This window comes from Paenibacillus intestini (genome assembly GCF_030803945.1).
Taxonomy (GTDB): domain Bacteria; phylum Bacillota; class Bacilli; order Paenibacillales; family Paenibacillaceae; genus Paenibacillus; species Paenibacillus polysaccharolyticus.
Genome location: NZ_JAURUN010000012.1, coordinates 73,654 through 96,059, shown reverse-complemented (window position 1 = coordinate 96,059; position 22,406 = coordinate 73,654). Strand labels below are relative to the sequence as shown.

The 22,406-nt window shown below is 46.8% G+C and carries 21 protein-coding genes; 15 read left to right on the top strand and 6 right to left on the bottom strand.

Features of this window, described 5'->3' with window-relative positions; genetic code table 11:
* Window positions 1-82: 82 nt before the first annotated feature.
* Window positions 83-322, top strand: coding sequence for an AbrB/MazE/SpoVT family DNA-binding domain-containing protein (locus J2T16_RS24515; RefSeq protein WP_240037094.1), 240 nt, complete (start codon window positions 83-85; stop codon window positions 320-322).
* Window positions 323-646 carry a type II toxin-antitoxin system PemK/MazF family toxin gene (locus J2T16_RS24510; protein ID WP_445647553.1) on the top strand — a complete coding sequence of 108 codons (324 nt, stop codon included), beginning with the start codon at window positions 323-325 and terminating at the stop codon, window positions 644-646.
* Between the two features lie 112 nt (window positions 647-758).
* Here J2T16_RS24510 and pdxA read toward each other — a convergent pair whose 3' ends face one another.
* The 4 genes from pdxA to J2T16_RS24490 all read right to left on the bottom strand — a co-directional run bounded on the left by pdxA (window position 759) and on the right by J2T16_RS24490 (window position 6,237).
* The gene (gene pdxA, locus J2T16_RS24505; RefSeq protein WP_221790122.1) at window positions 759-1,760 is read right to left on the bottom strand and encodes a 4-hydroxythreonine-4-phosphate dehydrogenase PdxA; all 1,002 of its coding nucleotides are present in this window, start codon (window positions 1,758-1,760) and stop codon (window positions 759-761) included.
* Window positions 1,757-3,052, bottom strand: coding sequence for a four-carbon acid sugar kinase family protein (locus J2T16_RS24500; RefSeq protein ID WP_221790124.1), 1,296 nt, complete (start codon window positions 3,050-3,052; stop codon window positions 1,757-1,759). Before J2T16_RS24500 ends, pdxA begins: the two co-directional genes overlap by 4 nt.
* A gap of 273 nt (window positions 3,053-3,325) precedes the next feature.
* Window positions 3,326-4,312, bottom strand: a complete 987-nt coding sequence (locus J2T16_RS24495; protein ID WP_221790126.1) for a 2-keto-3-deoxygluconate permease — start codon at window positions 4,310-4,312, stop codon at window positions 3,326-3,328.
* A gap of 236 nt (window positions 4,313-4,548) precedes the next feature.
* Window positions 4,549-6,237 carry a PrpR N-terminal domain-containing protein gene (locus J2T16_RS24490; protein WP_221790128.1) on the bottom strand — a complete coding sequence of 563 codons (1,689 nt, stop codon included), beginning with the start codon at window positions 6,235-6,237 and terminating at the stop codon, window positions 4,549-4,551.
* A gap of 230 nt (window positions 6,238-6,467) precedes the next feature.
* Here J2T16_RS24490 and J2T16_RS24485 point away from each other — a divergent pair, with 230 nt between their 5' ends.
* The 10 genes from J2T16_RS24485 to J2T16_RS24440 all read left to right on the top strand — a co-directional run bounded on the left by J2T16_RS24485 (window position 6,468) and on the right by J2T16_RS24440 (window position 16,833).
* Window positions 6,468-6,686, top strand: coding sequence for a hypothetical protein (locus J2T16_RS24485; protein WP_090924252.1), 219 nt, complete (start codon window positions 6,468-6,470; stop codon window positions 6,684-6,686).
* An 87-nt stretch (window positions 6,687-6,773) separates the two neighbouring features.
* Window positions 6,774-7,481: a PspA/IM30 family protein gene (locus J2T16_RS24480; protein ID WP_221790190.1), complete on the top strand. Its 708-nt coding sequence runs from the start codon at window positions 6,774-6,776 to the stop codon at window positions 7,479-7,481.
* A gap of 30 nt (window positions 7,482-7,511) precedes the next feature.
* Window positions 7,512-8,543 carry a TFIIB-type zinc ribbon-containing protein gene (locus J2T16_RS24475; protein WP_154891530.1) on the top strand — a complete coding sequence of 344 codons (1,032 nt, stop codon included), beginning with the start codon at window positions 7,512-7,514 and terminating at the stop codon, window positions 8,541-8,543.
* Between the two features lie 23 nt (window positions 8,544-8,566).
* Window positions 8,567-9,340 (top strand): TPM domain-containing protein, encoded by a 774-nt coding sequence (locus tag J2T16_RS24470; protein ID WP_154891589.1) that lies wholly within the window; start codon window positions 8,567-8,569, stop codon window positions 9,338-9,340.
* Between the two features lie 94 nt (window positions 9,341-9,434).
* Window positions 9,435-10,481: an SPFH domain-containing protein gene (locus J2T16_RS24465; protein WP_154891529.1), complete on the top strand. Its 1,047-nt coding sequence runs from the start codon at window positions 9,435-9,437 to the stop codon at window positions 10,479-10,481.
* 349 nt (window positions 10,482-10,830) lie between these two features.
* Window positions 10,831-11,058 (top strand): DUF896 domain-containing protein, encoded by a 228-nt coding sequence (locus J2T16_RS24460; RefSeq protein WP_090924289.1) that lies wholly within the window; start codon window positions 10,831-10,833, stop codon window positions 11,056-11,058.
* A gap of 179 nt (window positions 11,059-11,237) precedes the next feature.
* Window positions 11,238-12,197, top strand: coding sequence for a ring-cleaving dioxygenase (locus J2T16_RS24455; protein WP_499019423.1), 960 nt, complete (start codon window positions 11,238-11,240; stop codon window positions 12,195-12,197).
* Between the two features lie 27 nt (window positions 12,198-12,224).
* Window positions 12,225-13,313: a low temperature requirement protein A gene (locus J2T16_RS24450; protein WP_154891527.1), complete on the top strand. Its 1,089-nt coding sequence runs from the start codon at window positions 12,225-12,227 to the stop codon at window positions 13,311-13,313.
* Window positions 13,314-13,616: 303 nt separating this feature from the next.
* Window positions 13,617-16,400 carry a glycoside hydrolase family 3 C-terminal domain-containing protein gene (locus J2T16_RS24445; protein ID WP_499019422.1) on the top strand — a complete coding sequence of 928 codons (2,784 nt, stop codon included), beginning with the start codon at window positions 13,617-13,619 and terminating at the stop codon, window positions 16,398-16,400.
* Between the two features lie 241 nt (window positions 16,401-16,641).
* Window positions 16,642-16,833, top strand: coding sequence for a hypothetical protein (locus J2T16_RS24440; RefSeq protein ID WP_090924244.1), 192 nt, complete (start codon window positions 16,642-16,644; stop codon window positions 16,831-16,833).
* A gap of 328 nt (window positions 16,834-17,161) precedes the next feature.
* On the opposite strand, the gene J2T16_RS24435 is transcribed toward J2T16_RS24440, so the two are convergent.
* Together J2T16_RS24435 and J2T16_RS24430 are read right to left on the bottom strand one after the other, a co-directional pair.
* A complete protein-coding gene (locus J2T16_RS24435; protein ID WP_221790134.1) occupies window positions 17,162-17,362 on the bottom strand; it encodes a hypothetical protein in 201 nt (66 codons plus the stop codon).
* 9 nt (window positions 17,363-17,371) lie between these two features.
* Window positions 17,372-18,076 (bottom strand): hypothetical protein, encoded by a 705-nt coding sequence (locus J2T16_RS24430; protein ID WP_221790135.1) that lies wholly within the window; start codon window positions 18,074-18,076, stop codon window positions 17,372-17,374.
* 719 nt (window positions 18,077-18,795) lie between these two features.
* Here J2T16_RS24430 and J2T16_RS24425 point away from each other — a divergent pair.
* From J2T16_RS24425 to J2T16_RS24415, 3 genes are all read left to right on the top strand, one after another.
* On the top strand, window positions 18,796-19,815 hold the full coding sequence (locus J2T16_RS24425) for a sialidase family protein (RefSeq protein ID WP_221790136.1): 1,020 nt from the start codon (window positions 18,796-18,798) through the stop codon (window positions 19,813-19,815).
* A gap of 76 nt (window positions 19,816-19,891) precedes the next feature.
* On the top strand, window positions 19,892-20,767 hold the full coding sequence (locus J2T16_RS24420) for a copper homeostasis protein CutC (protein WP_221790137.1): 876 nt from the start codon (window positions 19,892-19,894) through the stop codon (window positions 20,765-20,767).
* 160 nt (window positions 20,768-20,927) lie between these two features.
* Window positions 20,928-22,406, top strand: coding sequence for an alpha-L-fucosidase (locus J2T16_RS24415; protein ID WP_336121359.1), 1,479 nt, complete (start codon window positions 20,928-20,930; stop codon window positions 22,404-22,406).

Genomic DNA, 22,406 nt, shown 5'->3' with positions numbered 1-22,406 from the left:
AGGTGTATATACTATGTGTATACGGAAGGGCGGGGGGCGTGATATAATGAATCCAAAATCTCTGAATCAAGGAGGGTTTTCGATGTCGACTACTGTGCAGAAATGGGGAAATAGTTTAGGGATTCGAATTCCAAGCCATATTGCCGAAAAAATTGAGGTTTACCAAGGAACGGAAGTTGATTTAATTGTAAGTGATGATAACACACTTATCGTGGTACCTCAGAAGAAAAAGCCGACCTTGGAAGAATTGCTGGCACAGTGCAAACCAGAAAATCGCCATGATGAAATTGATTTTGGCAGAGAAGGGAAAGAATTAATCTAAATGAGTGCTGAACGAGGAGATCTGGTCTGGATCAATTTTAATCCACAAACCGGGCATGAACAGGCAGGCAGAAGGCCTGCTATTGTGCTGTCACCAGCAGCATTTAATGAAGCAACAGGATTTGTCTCGGTTTGTCCTATAACGCATACGGTAAGAGGCTGGGGGTTTGAAGTATTGCTGCCAGAAGGGTCATACTTTGATGGGGTTATTTTAACAGATCAAATTAAGAATCTGGACTGGAAAGCTCGTCAAATCGATATCGTTGCTAAGGCCTCCGATGAAGTCGTCAGAGAATGTCTGGATAAAATTCGTACGTTTTTGTAGTCATTTGAGTTATACATAGATTATATTCAGAAAAAGCAAACCCGCTAATCAACGGGTTTGCTTTTTCTAACTTACTCTGACTGTATAGGTGTACATGAAAATAGTACTCTCTTTACACCAAATCTTTCGGTGCAAGCTCAATGGCGGAACGAATGGCGGCCAGCATGCTTTTATCATCAGCGATGTTTTTGCCAGCGATATCAAAGGCAGTACCGTGGTCCACGGATGTGCGGATGATGCCGCCTTTCAGGCCTACCGTGATGTTTACGCCTTCCTCAATGCCCATCACCTTGATTGGGGCATGGCCTTGGTCGTGATAGCAGGCAACAACGATGTCGAAGTCGCCGCGGCCTGCGCGGAAGAAGAGTGTGTCCGCTGGCAGTGGACCAACGACGTTAATGCCTTCCTGCTGCGCACGCTCAATGCCGGGCTGCAACTTCTCTTCTTCTTCCCCGTTGCCGAATAGGCCGTTCTCTCCGGCATGAGGGTTAATCCCGCATACCGCGACGCGTGGATTGTCAAAGCCTGCTTTTTTCAACGTATCATGAGCCAGCTTCACAACCGTGTAGGTTCTTTCCGGGTTAATGCTCGCAATAGCATCAATCAGGCCCATATGAGTGGTCAAGTGAATGACGCGCAAGTTAGGCGTAGTGAGCATCATGGAGAAGTCCTCGGTGTCCGTCAGGTCTGCCAAAATCTCCGTATGGCCTGGATACAGATGACCTCCCAGATGCAGTGCTTCTTTGTTAAGCGGTGCTGTGCAGATCGAGTGAATCTGTTTCTTTTTCGCCAAATCAATGGCCTTCGCAAGAAACTGAAATGCCGCATCTCCCGCGACAGCTGACACTTTTCCGTACTCCAGATCAGCTGGAACAAAGTTCAGATCAATGACATCGACAGTACCGAATTTATACTTTGCTTCTTCTGGTTCCTGAATAGAATTCACTTTCAAGTTGGAGCCGATCACGGGTAGCACACGCTCCAAAATCTTTGCATCACCGATCACAAGCGGGTTGCACTGATCATATACCTCTTGATGTGCCAGTGCTTTCATAATAATCTCCGGTCCAATGCCTGCGGCATCGCCCATCGTAATACCTACTGTGGGTTTCATACGAGAATGCCCCCTTTTAATTTTTGAATCGCTCGGATAAAGACGTCCGGTTTGCCAAATCCGCCGGCTTTGGTAATCACATATAAATCTTCAATACCCATAAATCTGGAGATTGGCACGCCGATTTCGAGCTCGTCCAGCAGTTCGAATCCGCTAATATTCCATTTCAGACAAATCTGTTTGGCGGTATCACCGCCCGTCATGGATACTCCTTTGAAAAGTCCCTCTTCGAGCAATCTGGCGCATATTTCGCCTATCGCACGTACGATTTCGTTGCTGACTTGTGTGTGATTCAATCCGCGATTCTCACCTGTTGCCCGTGCCAGCTCAATATCGATGGATTCGGCAGTGGAGTAGAGCACAACATCTTCCCTCTCCAGCGCTTTGGTTCTAACCTCATCGTAGACACGTTCCATCTCCGCAGTACGATCTGCCTCTGCCGATACGGCTTTGAATGAATGAAACGATACGGACGCGATCCGAGACTGACGAAGCAAACGATACAACTGCTCACGAGAGTTTTTATTCACACTGCCCACGACGGTTAAGATGGGGCCGGTATTTTCCGGGATGGTGAGTGCGGCGGATTTGGATTCTAGCTCATAGTGAGCCGGTAGATAGTTCGCAATCCCTGCTGAACCCGCCCAAGCAAATGCATACGGCATGTCCCGTGTCATCTGCAAAATCTGCTCCAAATGTGCTTCCTCTGTGGAATCCACCAGTACATACGGAATGTTGTTTTGTTTGAACTGCTCCAGTTTGGCATGTAATTGCTTTTGTCCAGCTTCCAGATCACCAATTGTGATCTCGCCCACGCGGTATTCCGTCTGCTGTTTGAGCAGATCCGGCAGGTAAGAGAGCGTCACGGGTGTCTTCGGATCAAGAGCAATCTCTGTCTCCGCAAGTGGCACGCCGTTCAGATAATGAATACCCTCCCGAATGGTGCGGTTATTTTTCGGATATCCCGGGGCGATCATCATGAAATCAGGTTGTACAACATCATACACTGCATCGATCTCGATACCGATATTGCCTCGCATGGTGGAATCCATCTTTTTGAAAAGCGTATCGAACCCGTTCTCCGTCAGCAGCTTGGCTGCATGATACACGCGATTATAAGCTTCCTCTGCTGCAATAGAACGGCTATCCGTATCAAAAACAACGGTATCATAAGAGGCCAGTGAGGCCTCGTCCATATTAAATAGAACACTCGTCTTCAGGCCATGCCGGGCTAGCTGCACCCCGCTGTCATTGGCACCGGTCAAATCATCTGCAATAATGGCCAGTTTCATGCAGTCATCCCTCCTTTAGTTTTCGTTTGTTACATTAACCATATAAATTGAACCAAAGGTGTTTACACGGATCACTCCGATGACAGAATAACCTTCCAATCGCTGTTATCCCCAGATTTCTTGAATTCCTTTTCCAAAGGGGGAAATCCGGTGATAAAGGCGAACGCTTCGCTTCTCCAGGTTTTTTCTGTCCTCTCCGTTAATGTGTAAATAGATAGTTCAATTTATATGGTAAAAAATTCAAAAAAATTACTCAGTATTAATGCCCATTATTTATGTGGTCGGTCGTTCATTATATTTGGCGACCCCGCCTGATTTCTCCAGCCGTTTAGAGAGGAAACCGATAAAGATCGGCAACAAAATTGCCGTGGTCACAACACTTGCCGCAATCTGCACCGTAGCAATCTCCGCAATAGGGCCAAATGAAGCGTTGGCAGCTACGATGGCGGCTGGTGTACCTACCGCATTCCCTGCTGTAGAACCTTCGGATGCGCCAACAATGGGATTCCAGCCGATGGCTTTGAAGAGCAAGTATCCAACCCCGCCTGTAAGAATCACAGTCAGCACGCCGAGCAGAATTCCACCAAGTCCACCTTGGATAATGGAGGAGAAGTTGATGCCCATACCAAGTGCAAAGGCAAAAAACGGAACGAGCTTGTCACTGCCTTTGTGCAACCATTCAGCCATGTTACGATCCAGATTACCAATAATGACACCAACGATCAGTGGAAGCAATACCGCAACAAAGGACATCGGAGAGAACATACCGTTCGCAAAGCCCATCGCACCAAAGATCGAGAGCGCTACCATCGTTAGAAATGGACCGTCACTAAGTGCGAGGAACGGGTAGGCTGCTTTATCATCTTCTTTGCCATATTGACCTGCAAGTGCAATGTAGAGGCCGCCGTTGGAGTTCGTCATAGCTGCAATAATGGCAAGCGGAGCAAGTCCTAGAAATAAGCCGTTTGAGTCAGCGAGTAGAATAGCGATGAAACCAAGACCAGCACCGATTACCCACTTGAACGTAAGCAGGGTCAAACCTTTGCCGACAGAGGAACCAGCTGTTTTAAATGTGATCTGTGTACCTGCAATTAACAGGAATAATGCAATGAGTGTGCTCGCACTGTTTACAAAAAGAGCTTCTGTAAATCCACCGATGCGTAGAGCATTCGGGAAAAATGTATTGATCGTTGCACCTAGCAACAGGGGAACAACCATCATACCGCCAGGGATGCGATCGAGAGTAGCTTTAATGTTCATAGTCGTAGCTCCTTATGAAGTAATCGTTTTCTTAAGCGCTTGCAGAGACTATGTTAGCTTATGTTGTTTAAATTAGCAACAATAAATTATTGTAAATTTAAATTAAGTGCACTTATGTTTAAAAATGCAACACATTATCATACGTAGTCCAATATCCATTAAACGAGCATAAGGAGTGCTGCTTTTGAAAAAGAAACCCGCAAAAAAAGCCCATAAAAAAAGACGTAAACTTAAAGTTAATCTTTAAGTTTACGCCATAATGTGGCTCGGTTAATCCCCAGACGCTCAGCGGCTTTGGATTGATTATTATTTTCTTCCTGTAGCACTCGCTTAATGACTTCCTGCTCAATTTCTTTTAATGTGCCACCAAGCTTCATTGCACTTACATTTGCCGCAGACTGTTGATGAAGTAGACGGGTTAAAGTGCCCCTCGTAATGACATAATCCGGTTCATTCAGCGCAGCTTGTTTGATCAGATGTTTCAGTTGATTGACGTTCATCTGTGCGGCCTGATCCCGAATTATCTGTACTGCATCCTCCTTGATTCGTACAGCGGTAGTGCCGTATTTGTGATAATACCCCGTCAGGAAATGCTGCATCAACGGTTCAAGATCCTCCGTACGTTCGGCCAGGCTTGGCATCATGAGTGTGTTCAGCTTCAGCCGGAGTGTCCAATTCGGATCAGGCACTTGCTCACTTAGAATAAACAGACCGATGTTGTTTTGGAGACAGGTCTCGATGAAGGTAAGCAGCTCAGGATCGTTCAGGCGTGATTCGATCTGATTCAGCTCGACCGTTTTCACCTTGGTTAACGGGATTTTGTGCAAATGACCTGAAGGAACCTGGGAGAGATCAATTTGCAACAAAAGTCCACCGCCAGCATGTATCTGATGCATATGTTTGACCAGAAAGGATTTACCAGAGTCGGCTTCGCCCAATAAGTATATCGCTTCATTATGCGAATAGAGTGCGCGGATATTCTTTAATACAGCCTGCATGGCAGGTGATTCGGCAACGATGGGCTCCATCGAGGAATCGGTGAACGTGGTGATGCCGAATTGTGCAAATGCGTAAGGTTCTCCTTTTTCCAGCAGATACACCTTGTAGCTCTTGTTATCCAGCTTGGTTTCATAAGCCTGCACCGTCAATTGATAATCGTCTACCATAAACACGTTCTGAATTTTGGATTGATGGAACTCCAGACTTGTGTTCATTAGATACAAGTGATTTTCGGTGAGTGGATTATGATCAAAATCAGCCCAGTTTTCAAAAACTACTTCGTCCTGTTCGTCCAAAATCAGCAGATTCCGATGCTCTTGGGTCACGAGATCATGGAGTATGATGGAGACCGTCTGATTTTTGCTCAAATAACGGTAGACTAGCTGTGCATCCTCCATGGCTCTGAGAATGGATTCGGTGCCCGATTGAATCAATAAACCGTCCAGACCGTAGGCCTTTGCGGTATTCACGGTAATAACGTCACCCACAATCTGCTGGTACCCAGAGGCCTTCAACTCCAGTAGTAACCTGGCGACCTCTTCGGAGCTATGTATGGTGTAAACTTTGAGCGGCAGATCCATCAGGTCGATTATGGACTGTGCGCCAGATGTAATGTTGGAGAATCCAACGATAGCTGTATGTCCGTTAAACTGGCTTGCCAGTGTGAGAGAACGAATCATGTCATAGCCAGATAGCTGCACATCGATGACAGGAACGGCCACCGCCTGTTTAATAAGTTGCGCGGTTCCGCCGCGGCTAATAATAATTTCTGCACCGTTTTTCTCAGCTTGAATGGCCAGCTCTACCCCTTTTGCCAAGTCACCCACATCGGTCTGGATGGATAGCTCAGGATAGTGAGGTATGCATTCTTCTATAATAGGAATCATCGATTCATAAGGAGCGATGAAATGAACTCGTGTACGCATAGTTTTCCTGCCTTTTATAAAATCATTGATCCCTTTATTATAGCTAATTTGAAGAAGAAAGGCATCTTTGAAGAGGAGTGAAGCGAGGTATGAAGAACGATGTGACGAACTGCACTGAATCAAAACAACATGTATTTCAAAATTAAAGCATTGGGGAAGGGATTTACTAAGTGCATAGTTAGAGCGCGTTTGCGACATCAAAGCTAATTTATATAAAGGAGTCGAGACATATGCCCAATATACATAAAGCCGCTGATCCAGACCATATTATCCAGTGTGTGGTGGAGCGATTCCCTTGCAGAGTGCTGTGGAGCGAAGGCCGTCCGTGCCTGGAGTATCAGCGGCAAGAGGATGTGGCAGAGATTACAGAATACGTGCGGACTGCGTATGGTGTGGAGCTGCTGGATGTCTTTTTTACAGCGGTGGAGAGCCTGCCTGAGGAGATGTAGCCAGAGCTTAGAATCATTTTAATGAAACGTATGCGGTGTTATTCATGTATTATATTCATATGAACATACCCGAAGGAGGAACAAATGGTGGGAATCTTATCGAGGTTTAGAGACGTGATGAAGGCCAATGTGAATCATATGCTGAACCGGGCAGATGATCCGGAGAAAACGGTGAACGAGTACATGCGGAGCCTGAGCAGTGACTTGGGACAGGTGAAAGCGGAGACAGCCGCGGTACTGTCGGATGAAAATCGGGCCAAGCGGGCACTGGATGAGTGCCAAGCTGAGGTGAACAAGTTGCAACGTTATGCGGAGAAATCAGCGGAGTCAGGTGATGTGGACAAGGCACGCAGCTTTTTGGAGAAAAAAGTGAAGCTGGCTGACAAACGCAATGAATTACAAGCGGCATATGACCGGGCCTCCGCCAAAGCGCAGATGATGAAACACATGAACGACAAACTTGTTGCAGATTTGGGGACATTGGAGGCAAGACATGCAGAGCTGAAAGGCCGCATGGCTGATGCGAAGGCAAAGCAGCAGTTGAATGAACAAAATGCATCTGCGAGCCGTGCTGAATCTGCGTTTAAAGCGATGGAAGATCAAGCGAATCAGGCATTAAATGAAGCGGAAGCACTTGCCGAGCTTCGTGCAGGCACACAGGAAGATGATCTGGATGAACTTATTGCACAGCTGGAGCGGGATATGAACGCGGATGCGGGTAATAGGAATAGAGAGAATCCAAGTCCAAGTGCGGACGAGGAACTGGCAGCGATCCAGGAGAAACTAGGGAAGTAAGACATCCGATTTAGACACGGAGGTGAACAGATGCCGGTATTAGAGTATAAATGTCCGAATTGCGGCAGCGGCATGATTTTTGATAGTGTGTCCGGTGCATTATCTTGTCCGAGCTGCGGGCGGCAGGACAACATTGAACAGCTCCCTGATCCCTTGAAGAAGCAGGTGTTTACGGAGGGGGAAGTGAAGGAATATCACTGCAACAGCTGCGGAGCAGATATCGTGACCGAACCGGAGACAAGTGCAACGACATGCAGTTTCTGCGGTGCGGCGGTGGTGCTAAGTGATCGGCTGACGGGCAATTTGGCCCCGGCGATGGTGATTCCTTTTTCCATCAACAAAGATCAAGCGAAACAGGCGTTCAAAAAATGGTGCAGAAACGGTCTGCTCACGCCCGGTGGCTTCATGACCGCTGATCGCATCCAGAGCGTTACCGGCATATACGTGCCGTTCTGGCTTTATGATTTACATAACCGAATTGAGGTCCATGCTCAGGGTACCAAGGTACGATCCTATACGCAGGGTGACTACCATTATACGGAGACGCAGCATTTTGATATTTATCGTAAAATTCGGTTGGAATACGTGAATCTGCCCATCGACGCATCGGAAAAAATGAACGACGAGCTGATGGATAAGCTGGAGCCTTTTCCCTACAATGAGCTGAAATTGTTCAAAACCCCGTATCTGGCGGGATATATTGCGGAAAAATACAGTTATTCCGAAGATGAGCTTTTCCCACGGGCCAAGGATAAGACAAGATCCTACATTGATTCTTACATCGCCTCTACCGTATCGGGATATACAAGCGTGAGCTACACCAATAAACATATCGATACCACGCTCAAAAATGCAGACTATGTCCTGTTACCCGTATGGATGGTCAACTATGATTACAACCACAAACAGTACACCTTTGCCATGAATGGACAGACGGGTAAAGTGGTCGGCAAACCACCGATCAGTAAAGCCAAAGTGGCTGGATGGTTTACGGGTGTCGCCGCCGTTTCACTGTTGTCGCTGAAGCTGGTGTCGTGGATGATGGGAGGCGGATTCCTGTGAGCCAAAAAAGACCCGTAGTTGCGATGGCAGCGCTAATTGTACTTCTAGTGACCATGCTCGCTCCGATCTTTCCGATATCATCAGCATCCGCAGCCGAGAACAAAAACCTCATCTACGATGAGGCTAACCTGTTAAGTGAACAGGATCGAAATGAATTAAATGCACTGGCGAATCAGTATTCGGCGGAGCGTCAGACGGACTTGATCATTTACACGACTAACAACGAGGAACAGAAGGAAGATAAGCTTCTGACTCAGGAATTCTACGATAACCGAGCACCAGGGTATGATAAACCTCATGGGAACACCGTTATGCTGACATTGGATATGTACAATCGGAAGGTTTATGTGGCGGGTTTTTATAAAGGTGAAGAATACGTCGACAACGACCGAACCGCTAGAATTACAGACAAAATTTACTCGGATTTATCAGAAGGCAATTATCGGATCGCTTTTGAAAAGTTTCTGAACCTGTCTTACGAATATCTGGATCTCAAGCCTGGAGTGAACCCGGATAATATTTTATTCAAAACATGGTTTCAGCTTGCCGCATCTGTAGCGATTGGTGGTATTGTCGTTGGTGTCATGACCTATCGTTCGGGCGGACGTGTGACGGTGAACCGCGCTACTTATGAGGATTCGGATAACTCTCATGTGATTGATCGTCAGGATCGATATATTCGCACAACGGTCACGAAGACCAAAATTGAGAAAAACAATAACAACAGCGGAGGCGGCGGTGGTGGAGGTACGACCGCAGGTGGACATTCGCACAGTGGTAGTAGCCGATCGTTCTAACCGCAATAACCAGACATATCGTCAACATTTATTGAATGATGGCACAACGTAGATGAAGCTTGATAGGGTTACTATAGAAGGGACGGGATCGAACATGGGATTTTTCAGAAATCAGTTCTCCAACGTAGTGGAATGGGAAGAATTCAGAGATGATATGATCTTCTGGAAGTGGAACAACCGAGAGATTAAAAAGGGCAGTAAGCTGATTATCCGCTCGGGACAGGATGCGATTTTCCTGAATAACGGTAAGGTGGAAGGTATTTTTGAGGACGAAGGTTCGTTTAATATCGACTCGGAGATTATTCCGTTTCTGTCCACGCTAAAAGGATTCAAGTTCGGATTCAACAGCGGTATGCGGGTTGAGGTTTTGTTTGTAAATACAAAGGAGTTCACCGTCCGCTGGGGTACGCAAAGTCCGGTACTGATTCCGACACCGCAGCTTCCCGGCGGTATGCCGATTCGGGCGAACGGAACGTTTAACTTTAAGGTTAGTGACCATGTCACCCTGATCGATAAAATCGCAGGCATCAAACAGAGTTACCTGGTGGAGGATGTCAAAATCCGCATCACGTCTGTGCTGGATCAGCTACTGATGAAGTGGATTAGCCGTGAGGGCAAGGACATGTTCAATCTACAAGCGAATGCATCGGATATTGCACGCGGTATTCAAGAGGATCTGGATATGCAGATGATGGATATCGGGATTGGCATAACCGGCTTCCAGGTGATGAGCTTTAACTATCCGCAGGAAATTCAGGATATGATCACCAAAACGGCCTCCCACGAGATGATCGGCAATCTGCAAAAGTACCAGCAGGTGAGTATGACCGACGGGATCTCTTCCGGTAAAGTACAGGGCGGCGGTGCAGCTTCCGATATGGCAGGTATGATGATGGGTATGAACATGGCGAATGAAATGCTGAAAAACATGAACCAGAACAATCAGAACTCCAATCATCAAAATTCAAATAACCAAGGGAATAACCAAAGCAACCAGAATCAAAGTCAACAGCAGAATAATAATGCGGGTGCGCCTTCGTCTTCTGGTGAGGATGGCAAAAAGCCAAACTTCTGTCCGAACTGTGGTGCCAAAAATGAAGGAGCCAACTTCTGTCCGAACTGCGGACAAAAGCTGGCCTGATCGCTTGCTAAATCCGGATTCCCGAAGTAACGGGATACCTGAGGTTCAACTTCAATTTAAGCTTATCTAACTGTATGCTAAGCATAACTTCGAATAAAAGGTTAGTTCTACAGGAGATCATATCCGTAGGGCTAACCTTTTATTGATTTTAATTATATAGGAGCGATACGTTTGAATGCGAAGCAAACCCGCTTGATTTTTCATAAAAACAAAGTGTTGACAACCAAAACAAAATCAATTATCTTTATATTAAGATATTTAATTTGAATGAAAGTGACAGCAAGATTAACACAAGAATATACTCAAATAAATATCTTCAAATGATTGAACAGGAGGAGAGATCCAGATGATGATTCCAACATTGACGCGAATTAATGAACTCGCGAGAAAAGCCAAAGCAGGTGGGTTGACGGAGATGGAACAGGCTGAACAGACTCGCCTTCGCCAGGAATATTTGCAGACTTTCCGTGGTTCAGTCAACGACATTTTGCTGAATGCCACCATCTACGATCCAAACGGCGATGACGTGACTCCAGATAAATTGAAACAAGAACAGGCTTCCAGACAGAATCCATAGATTTTGTTGCAGAAGCAGAGGGGCACTAAACGTTCCCTGATTAGGGAGTTCACGATAAACTGTGCTACTCGTGCGGATGTTAGTCTCAATCCGGCACTAGTAGCACAGACCATATATCTTAATTTAAAGATAGTATGATTCCACTATAAATAAGCATACAAACCAAGGAGGAAATAATCATGAATATTCAAACGACAGGCATCCACCACATTACCGCTTTTGCTGGAGATCCGCAGGCTAACGTTGATTTTTACGCCGGAGTTCTGGGACTTCGTCTAGTGAAAAAAACAGTAAACTTCGATGCACCGGATGTATACCATCTGTACTTCGGAGATGAGCACGGCAGTCCAGGAACCATTATTACCTTCTTCCCGGCGGCTGGTTCACCACGAGGCCAGATTGGCGGCGGTCAGGTAGGCATCACTTCATATGTCATTCCACCGGGTTCTATGGACTTCTGGCAAAATCGTCTGGAAAGTTTTAATATCGAATTAACTCGCACTAACCGCTTTGATGAGGAATTGCTGCAATTCGAAGATAGCGAAGGCTTGCGTCTGGAGCTTGTTGAGCGGGAAGAAGGAGCGGCAAATACTTGGGTGCAGGAAGGTATTCCTGCTGAACATGCAATCAAAGGGTTCGGTGGAGCCGTACTGTTCAGTGTGAATCCGCAGCGTACGATGGATGCACTTGAGCGTATTCTCGGATTTGTGAAAGTGGGCGAAAATGAAGAATATGCCCGCTTCCGTTCCATCGGTGACATTGGCAATATCGTGGATGTGCCTGTTACCCGCGTGCCACTTGGTATGGGCGGCGCAGGAACGGTGCACCATATCGCATGGCGTGCAGTCGATGATGCACAGCACGCGCAGTGGAGCGAAGCCGTGCGCGAGTATGGCTACCAGCCGACTCCGGTACGGGATCGTCAGTATTTTAACGCGATTTACTTCAGAGAAGCTGGCGGCATCCTGTTTGAGATTGCGACCGATCCTCCAGGCTTTGCCAAAGACGAACCCGCCGAAGCGCTTGGACAGAAACTGATGTTGCCAGAGTGGTTTGAACAATACCGGACTCAGATCGAGGATAATCTGCAGCCGATTCAAGTCAGAACACTTACGCCTGTCACAGCTGTGACAGAGTGACTTAGAGAGATAAAGGAGCATTGAGGGATGATGGAGAAAAAGGTCACCTGGCTGGAGCTGTTCTATGATTTACTTTTTGTCGCGGCAGTCTCCAAAGCAGGCCATGTCTTGTTACATGCCGAGCATGGCGTCATTACATGGGAATATTTATTAAAGTTTGTGTTAATCTTCATCCCGGTATGGTGGGCGTGGGTAGGCCAGACCTTATTCATCAACCGTTATGGTCAGGATATTCTGAGCCATCGGATTTTCCTCATCCTTCAACTGCTGTCCGTACTCATTATGACGGCGAGTCTTTCGACTCATTTTGACGAACACTATCTGTCTTTCTTCGTAGGTTACATTGGTTCCAGAGCATTTACCGCGATTCAGTACCTGACGATCCACAAATCGAAAAGCGAGCATCAGCAGCAGGCCGCCCGTTTCCTGGGCCTCTCGTTTATCATTGGCATCGTGATCTCATCGGGTTCGCTGTTCTTTGATTCTTGGGTGCGGTATGTGATTTTGTATGCCGGAATTGCCGTGGATATTATTTTACCGCTGCTTGGTCGTAAAAATCTGGTGAAGGTGCCTGTGCAGACCCATCATCTGCTGGAACGTTTTGCTCTCTTTACGCTCATTCTGCTAGGTGAATCCGTTGTCAGCATTATCGCGGTATTGTCGGCCGACCACTGGGATTGGAAATCGATCTTGTTTGCTGTTTTTACGTCCCTGTTTGTCATCGCCATGTGGTGGCAGTACTTCGATAACGTGGAGAAAAAAGTGAGCAAAGAGATGCAAACCGCCGGGCAGGCAATTATCTACGGGCATCTATTTATCTACATCTCCCTGAGTATGATCGCTGCATCGATCCAACTGCTGTACCAGAACCTGCTGAGTTATGAGTTTATGCTTGCGTTTGTATTTGGCTCGGTGTTGTTGTATTTCCTGTCGACAACCCTTGTGTTTCATCGCTACAGACATCCGCATCTCCGTCTCCGTCCGACTCATATGGTGGTCATGGTGGGGCTGTTAGTGGCCTTTGTGGTGGTGGATCTAATCTACCGCGTTCCCGGATATGTCATCATGGGTGAGGATATGTTGTTCTTTTTGGTATATGCGAAGCTGACGACATGATCTACGTTTATATAAAAAAGAAGCGAGAGCCACGGACGACTTTGTTCGTGGCTTTCATTTTTGCTATAAGAACATAAATATTTCTCATATATTTTCATGTACGCAATCTGTTAAGATGGGACTAGGTACAAGTAAATCTGCCATATCCATGAAGTTCGTTCTATTTTTTAAATGAGCTTAGCTTGGGCAAGAGTAATTTTTAGATTATTTTTTCCATCGCAGAGAATTGGAGTACGATCTAATCTTGTTTATAAATAGCCGTTTCACACAGATATGGAGATAACATTTCAGGAGGGAAATCATTTGAGTACAAATCTAATTGGTGTTCCATTGGAAGGGTTTGCAGAGTTCAGCCGTACAGTGGCTGCCGAAGGAGCCGTTTTGCTTAAAAATGAAGGACAGGTGCTTCCACTTGGCCATTCCGAAAACGTTTCAATTTTTGGCCGGATTCAAGTGAATTATTATCGCAGCGGCACAGGTTCAGGGGGTAGTGTACATGTAGCGTATACAACGAACCTGCTGGACGGACTGCGCAGCAAAAAGAACATTACAGTCAACGAGGAACTGGCAGCGGTTTATGAGAAATGGATCGAGGAAAATCCGTTTGACGATGGCGGCAAAGTATGGGCGGCCGAGCCGTGGAATCAGAAGGAAATGCCGCTTACAGACGAGCTGGTCGCACAAGCTAGAAGTAAATCGAGTAAAGCCATTGTGGTCATTGGGCGTACCGCAGGGGAAGATCAGGATAATGCAGATGCACCCGGAAGTTATCGTCTGACAGACGATGAGAAGGCGATGCTGAAGCATGTGACGAACCATTTTGAACATACAATTGTAGTACTTAATGTCTCCAATATTATGGATATGAGCTGGCTGAACGAAACGGTTCTACATCCGGTTCAAGGTGTGATCTACTCCTGGCACGGGGGCATGGAAGGCGGTAACGCGATCGCGGACGTATTGGCTGGAGACGTGACACCAAGCGGTAAACTGACGGATACGATTGCCTACTCTATTGAAGATTACCCATCCACAAGCAACTACGGAAATGAGTTCAAGAACCTGTATCAGGAAGATATTTATGTGGGGTATCGTTTTTTCGAAACGTTTCGACCTGAAAAAGTACAATTTGAGTTCGGTTATGGCTTGTCTTACACCACTTTTGCCACACAAATCGAGGAAGCTCGCACGGTGACCGAGAACGGTGAGACATCGATCGAGGTTCGTGTGAACGTGACCAACTCCGGTACAACCTATGCAGGTAAAGAGGTCGTTCAGGTGTATTATGAAGCACCGCAAGGGGAACTGGGACAACCGGTGAAAGCACTTGCCGCTTTTGGCAAAACAGGACTATTGCAGCCCGGCGATTCCGAGCTGTTAACGATCCGTTTCCCGGTAAATCACATGGCTTCGTATGATGATGCGGGTGTAACGGGATATGCTTCCGCATACGTGCTTGAAGCTGGAACGTACCGTCTACATGTGGGTACGAGTGTGAAGCAGGTAGAGCATGTTGGCGTCGACGGCCAAGATGGCTACGTTGTGGACACGGTTCAACTGGTGGAGCAATTGCAGGAAGCGATGGCGCCAACGGAAGATTTTACACGGTTGAAACCGGGCATTCGCAAGGCAGATGGATCATACGAGTTGACTTATGTAGATGTTCCAAAGCGCAAAGTGTCTATCGCGGATCGCATCAAGCAGAACTTGCCGCAAACGTTGGAGCAGACGGGAAATCAGGGTTACAAGCTGAGTGACGTGAAGGCGGGTAAAGTGAGTCTGGAGGCCTTTGTAGCTCAACTGAGCGATCAGGATTTGGCAGCAATTGTACGCGGTGAAGGCATGAGCAGTCCGCTGGTTACTTCGGGAACGGCATCGGCTTTCGGTGGTGTGAGTGACAGCCTATTTAACTATGGCATTCCTGTTGCCTGTACGGCAGATGGCCCGTCCGGTATCCGTATGGATAGTGGGGAAAAAGCAACACAAGTATCTATCGGAACGCTGCTAGCGGCAACGTGGAATGCAGACTTGGTAGAAGAACTGTATGTGATGGAAGGACAAGAGCTACTTCGCAATCAGGTGGACACCTTACTCGGACCTGGACTCAATATCCGCCGCAGTCCGCTGAATGGTCGTAACTTCGAGTACTTCTCGGAAGATCCGCTGATCTCGGGTGTATTTGCCGTTGCTTGTACGAAAGGTATTATGAAGGGCGGATCTAACGCCACACTGAAACACTTTGCCTGCAACAACCAGGAGAAACACCGTAGCAAAGTCGATGCTGTTGTATCCGAACGTGCGCTACGCGAAATTTATCTGAAAGGGTTCGAGATTGCGGTGAAAGAGGGTGGAGCGAACTCCATCATGACCTCTTACAATCCGATTAACGGACACTGGGCTGCATCCAACTACGATCTGAACACAACGATTCTGCGTGGAGAGTGGAACTTCGACGGCATTGTGATGACCGACTGGTGGGCCATTATGAACGATGTGGTAGAAGGCGGAGAAGCCGATCGCAAGTTCACGAACTGGATGGTTCGCGCTCAGAACGACCTGTACATGGTTGTGCCAAACTATGGCGCAGAGATCAACGGCTGGGACGATAATACAATGGAATCGCTCGAAAATGGAACTTTGACCCGCGGCGAGCTACAGCGCTCCGCGATCAATATCTGCAAATTCATCATGAACGCGCCGGTATCCTCACGCAAACATGAGATTGTAGAGAACGTGGCTTCGTTCCAGGCGAACGCGTCTCTGACTGCGGCAAACGCCCAGTCGCTGGCTGAGAATGCACAGATAAAACCTGCGGTAACTGAGCCTGTATATATGAAAGTGGATGAAGCAGGCCAGTACCGGATTATCGTGCAGATTATGTCACCTGAGCCTGAACTGGCGCAAAGTGCATGTAATGTACTGCTGAATGGTCAGCTTGCTACGACGATTCAAACGAACGGTACTGAAGGCAAATGGATCAGACAAAAGCTGGTGAAAGTGCAGCTGGAAGCAGGGCTGTATGAACTCAAGCTCGACTTTACCAAACCAGGACTGCAGATCGATTGGATCGAATTCAAGCAAGTGTAGGTTAGGTTTTAACGGTATGCTTGCGATATAAAAGGTGACATGTAAATGGATTGGCACATGCATGCATTCGGGCCTCTTTCTAAGTAGGAGTGTAATAGTGTGGTGCTAGAACCATTACTGGGATAATAACAAAGGACACTGCGTGCAGTGTCCTTTTGTTGTCACCGGAGGAGCAGACTGTTATGATCGAGTTACGGGATCGTGGTCAAACAGAATAATGGGGTCAGGGGTGTGGCAAACGATGAAAAGATACAATTACTTAAGTCCGATTTTGCTGATTGTTGTTGCATTGATCGTACGAGGACTGGTGACCAACGTATGTATGTTGTTTGGCTTGTCGCAAGAGGTGTCCAGCAATATTGCGATGCTTGCCATGATTATTGTGGCTTTGATTATGTTCAACCGTATGACAAAAGCCCGGCGTAACAAGTAGATAGGTACGATATGCGATGAGTTAAGTAGATATAAAATAAGTAATTTTGAAAGCCCTTTATTTTATTTAAGGGTGAGGAACATGGAGGACTGGAACAGGTCACCAATACGGTAGATATGATACAAAGACGATGCAGAGATTCTTTTGCCTCGTCTTTTTTGCGTCATATGTGAGAATCTCTTTATACACAAAAAAAACGGCACAAGATATTTCCTATGCCGCTTCACGATTCAGATTTCATTTTTATGTTAGTTCTGCGTGTGAACTAAACTTATGACATTATTCTTGAAAACCATTTGTCTTGGATGGAGAAAGTAGTGTGATTATATTAAGTTCTTTTCTCATGATCTAACCGCCGACGAAATACCAAAGCCGAGACAGCAAATATAATAAAAGATAATGTTGAAGCAGCAGTAACCATCTTCAACACATTTCCTATCGGTGGATTAAACCATAGAGCAACAGAGAAGATTAAAACGGCACCAGTTAAACCCATTCCCAAAATTGAAAATGCTAAAATTTTGTTCATCAAATCACCTCACAGGTAATTGAAACAAGCTACTGCTCCAGCGATACCACCAGCACCAATAACTGCATATGCACCAATACATGCAGCACATATCGGAGCAGTCACTGGTGTCGGTACTGCACACGAACTGCCGCACGCCACCGCAATAATATAAGCTGCCGTACCACCAATACCAAGCACTGCCCCAAGACAACCTGCCACTGCGCCAAAACCATTCGGTTGAATTCCAGAGTTAACCGGTTCTTCTGCAAGCATTTCTTCATCTGTGATATAAGGTCTGTCAGTGTCCACAGATTTAACAACGGATCCATTCAGATACGTCTCAACTCGGAAGTTTCCTGCCTCATTCTTGGTCACCAACATTTCATTTGTCTGTAATACGGTATCGTCCTCATTGAAGAAAACTGTTACGTTACTAGGAAGGCTATACTCCCCATGTACAGGAACTGTGACAACCGTAACCCCACCGCCAACCGTGTACACACTTGATTTTTCCAAATCAAAAGCAGACACAGGGGCAACATTCCTTATCTCACCTTTTTCCACTCCAGATAGTGTTGCATTGATCAATTCCTTGGCTTCATTACCTATAACTACACTAATATTTTGGCTGTTATCCGCTTTTGCTGTAATACTCAAATTTGGAGATAAACTTAAACTGAAAATAGACAAAATCAATAATAATGGCAAAAAGACTTTTTTAGCCTTGGACATAATAAAACCTCCTATTTTATAAAAATTCATAGTAGTATTTCCTTTTCAAGATCGATATCGTCTGTAAGCAAATGCTTAGATACCAGCTCGATCATATATGCAAGTTCAACGGGGGTGCTTTCTCATTTTTCGGTGTAACCAGGAATGTCATAATCGAAAGAAATACTGCTAGCCTGAATCTGATTTCTTCCTCCTGACCTTATGTGGGTCTTAGCCTGACAAGTTGCTCATTAAGTTGAAGTTTAGGGCATACATACGTGGTTGCAATCAATAGAGTCTTCTTAAACATCAATAACATTCACGCTCCTTATAACAGGTTTTAGGATTAACCCTACATATATAGACGCGAAAAAAGGAAAATAGTTTCCTTTTTATCCAATATTTTGTTTAAAAGTTCGAAAAGATCGATTAATTGCCTCTAAAGATAATACATCATAGCAACGAATTTCATATCCTAAGTACGAGAACCCGTCTTAACCGATTGTTATGACTCCGCTCTTCAAGCATGCATCAAAATGAAAAAGTCCCTTTTAGGAACGCAAGCCCGAGCGGAATCCAAAGAATCCCCATTGCAGCAACCAAATTTAAAAGAGGAAGCCTCATATACGAGTATTGACGTTCAATACCTAACGTTTTAGACTGAATGTATAATTTAATAACAAATTAAATAACAAAAATAACAAATGAACTGTAGAAATGATAAGGGAGGAGGCTCACTCATGACGATTAAGGCCGGCAAACAATACGTTTTTCAAGCTGGGCAGCATTTTCAGAGCAGTCATGCATCTACGCTTGCTGTTTTGCCAACTGGTTTAGTTATTGCGGCTTGGTTCGCAGGCTCGTATGAAAAATCCAGCGACACTGCCATTTGGATGGCTGTTCAGGAGCAAGATGGCTTGTGGTCAGCGCCGCGCAAAGTAGCGGATGAAGAAGGTATTGCCCATTGGAACCCGGTGCTGTATGCACATGGGTGCTCACTTGTCCTCTTTTACAAGGTGGGACACGAAATTACAGACTGGCATACGCGCATCATGCGCTCGGAGGATGGCGGGCAGACGTGGACGGCTGCTCGTGAGTTGGTTCCCGGTGATGTGGGGGGCCGTGGTCCGGTGCGCAATAAACCTGTACGACTAGCGGACGGAACGATTTTGGCTCCAGCTTCTATTGAGCGAATGGACACGGAGAATCCGGGCAAGCAGGTGTGGGAAGCTTTTGTTGATATTTCAACCGATGAAGGCATGACATGGACGAAAAGTAAACCTGTGCCGATGAACCTGTCTGTTTATGTGGGGGCGGATCATTGGATTGCGAAAGGGCTGATTCAGCCTACTCTATGGACTTCAAGTGCTAATGATGTACATATGCTGCTTCGCAGTACGGAGGGGAAGATTTTTCGTAGCGACTCGGTGGATGGCGGCAGGACATGGTGTGAAGCTTACCCGACAGAACTGCCAAACAACAATAGCGGAATCGATGTCACACGCCTAGAGAGTGGCTTGCTTGCGCTTGTTTACAATCCCGTGAGCGGATATGCGACAGAGAGTCCCCGGACACCACTGGTGGTTGCTTTTTCGAATGACAATGGTGCGAGCTGGGGAAATGAATGGGTGCTTGAAGATGAGCCGGGCGAGTATTCTTATCCTGCCATCGTATCTCAGGAGCAGAACCTGTACATCTCGTATACGTGGAAAAGAGACCGAGTTGCGTTCTGGAAACTGAACGTTCACACATCGGAATAAAGCAAGGACCGCAGAAACGCTGATCAGGCGTTTAATCGGTCCTTTCTGTCGTGGTTACTTGTGAGGAGGTGTTCCTATGAATAGGCACGTCATTAAGAGACAACCGACTTTGGAAGTCATTGCGGTAGACGCAGCAGATGCCCAAGCGGCTGAGCAGGGGGGAGCCGATCGGATCGAGCTGGTATCGGCTATGAGCGAAGGTGGTCTTACGCCCAGTTATGGGCAGATTGAACAGGTTGTATCCAAGGTGTCGATTCCAGTGTATGTCATGATAAGACCCCATAGCCGCTCGTTCTGCTATAGCGTTGATGATCTTCATGCGATAATCCAAGACATACGTGTGGCGAGGGAGCTTGGTGCCGCAGGCATCGTGATTGGAGTTCTCACCAATGAGGGAGAAGTAGATCGCTCCTTTTTACAAACTTGTCTGTTAAGCGCTCAGGGGATGGGAGTTACGTTTCATCGCGCCATCGATTCGAGTGCACATGTGGTGAGAGCACTGGAGAGCATTGGTAGCGTCAATGGAGGGAACGAGGGCAAGGGCAGGTATGAATATGAGAGGGAGATGAAGAACAAGAGTGAGAGTGTTAGTGAAAGTAAGAACAGGAGCAGTAGCAAGAGTAACAGCAAGGACAAGTGTGAGTGTGAGAGCAAGAGCGAGGAGAGTGTCGTTGAGCGTGTACTTACATCGGGAGGGAAACTTACAGCACCTGAGGGTTTGCTCGAACTACAGCAGTTGCAGGAGATAGGACAGACGTTGAATATATCGATTATGGCGGGTTCGGGTATCACGATTGAAGGGATTCCAACCATCGTGAGCCGAACGGGGATTACCGAAATTCATATGGGATCGGGTGTGCGGCACAGAGGGAGTTTTGATCATCCTGTAGATGCTCAGCTTGTCGCTCAGGCCAAAGCAATGTTGATTCGTTCAGTACAAGAGTTGCAGTAATGGTAGCCATTGTGTGGGTGCTGTTAGAAACAGCCAACATAGCGGTAGTTAAAGAAGCGGATGGATAGCTATATCAGTTGGTGTAAAAGAATAGTTCAACTTATATAGAACAAAAAGCAACAAAAGCATAGTGCACTTTTCATATAAGGGAGTGTGGGCCATGAATTCAAAGCTTTCACCAGAATCAGCAGATTGGATTAAAACAGCGGCACAGGTCAGCCCATCCGAGCACCAAATGAGATGGCAGGAGATGGAGTTTTATGCTTTTATCCATTTTACCGTGAACACATTTACAGATCGGGAGTGGGGGACGGGTGAGGAAGACCCGGCAATCTTTAACCCTACTGAACTACATGCAGGGCAATGGGTGGAGGCATGTAAAGATGCAGGCATGAAAGGGTTTATTTTGACATGCAAGCACCATGACGGATTCTGTCTATGGCCCAGCCGTTATACAGATCATACAGTCGCAGCAAGTCCATGGCGGAATGGCTCTGGTGATCTGGTTCGAGAAGTTGCGGATACCTGTCGTGACGCCGGGTTGAAATTTGGGGTGTATCTCTCACCCTGGGATCGCCATGAAGCATGTTATGGAGATTCGGAGCGGTATAACGCCTTTTTTCTTCATCAACTGCGCGAACTGCTGACGAACTACGGTGACATCTTCTGTGTATGGTTTGATGGAGCTTGTGGCGAAGGGCCCAATGGGAAAAGGCAGATCTATGACTGGTCCGCCTATTATGCGCTCATTCGTGAGCTTCAGCCAGAAGCGGTTATTTCGGTCTGTGGCCCAGATGTGCGCTGGTGTGGCAACGAGGCGGGACATACGCGGGAATCGGAATGGAGCGTTGTGCCGGCGCATATGCAGGATAATGAGAAGATTCAGGAGCAGTCACAGCAGGTGGATGATGGAGCGTTTGCGAGGAAAATTAACACACAGGACCGTGATCTGGGGAGCCGGAGCGTCATCCGTGATTATGCTGATCAGCTGGTGTGGTATCCTGCCGAGGTGAATACCTCGATTCGTCCAGGCTGGTTCTATCATGCGAGTGAAGATGATCAGGTCAAAACGCTGGAGGAACTGCTTTCCGTTTATTATGGCGCCGTGGGCGGCAACGCCTGTTTTTTGCTTAACCTGCCCCCAGACAAGCGTGGTCTGATTCATGAAAATGATGTTCAGCGACTGCGGGAGTTAGGTTCAGCGCTGCGTACCACGTTCAGTGAAGACTTGGCGCAAGGCGCACAGGCGAAGGCTTCGGAGACGATGGACGAAGCACATGATGCTTCACAAGTGCTAAATCCGTATGGAGAGCGCAAACCAAAAGCTTATTGGTGCCCACGCGAAGGAACAGAGCAGGCGTGGATTGAATTGATTTTGCCGGAAGAAAAGACCTTCGACCGTGTGATGCTGATGGAGCACATCCAATCGGGGCAACGGATCGAACGATTCACGCTGGAAGTATGCGGTGAGGATGGTCGGTGGCAGGATATCTATGCCGGAACGGTGGTTGGGTATAAGCGAATTTGCTGTTTTCCAAAAGTGACTGCACGCCGGGTTCGAGTAACCATTCAGGAGTCCAGATGGTTCCCGACGTTATCTAGATTCAGTTTATTTTACAGTGAACGGGAGGACGTGTGA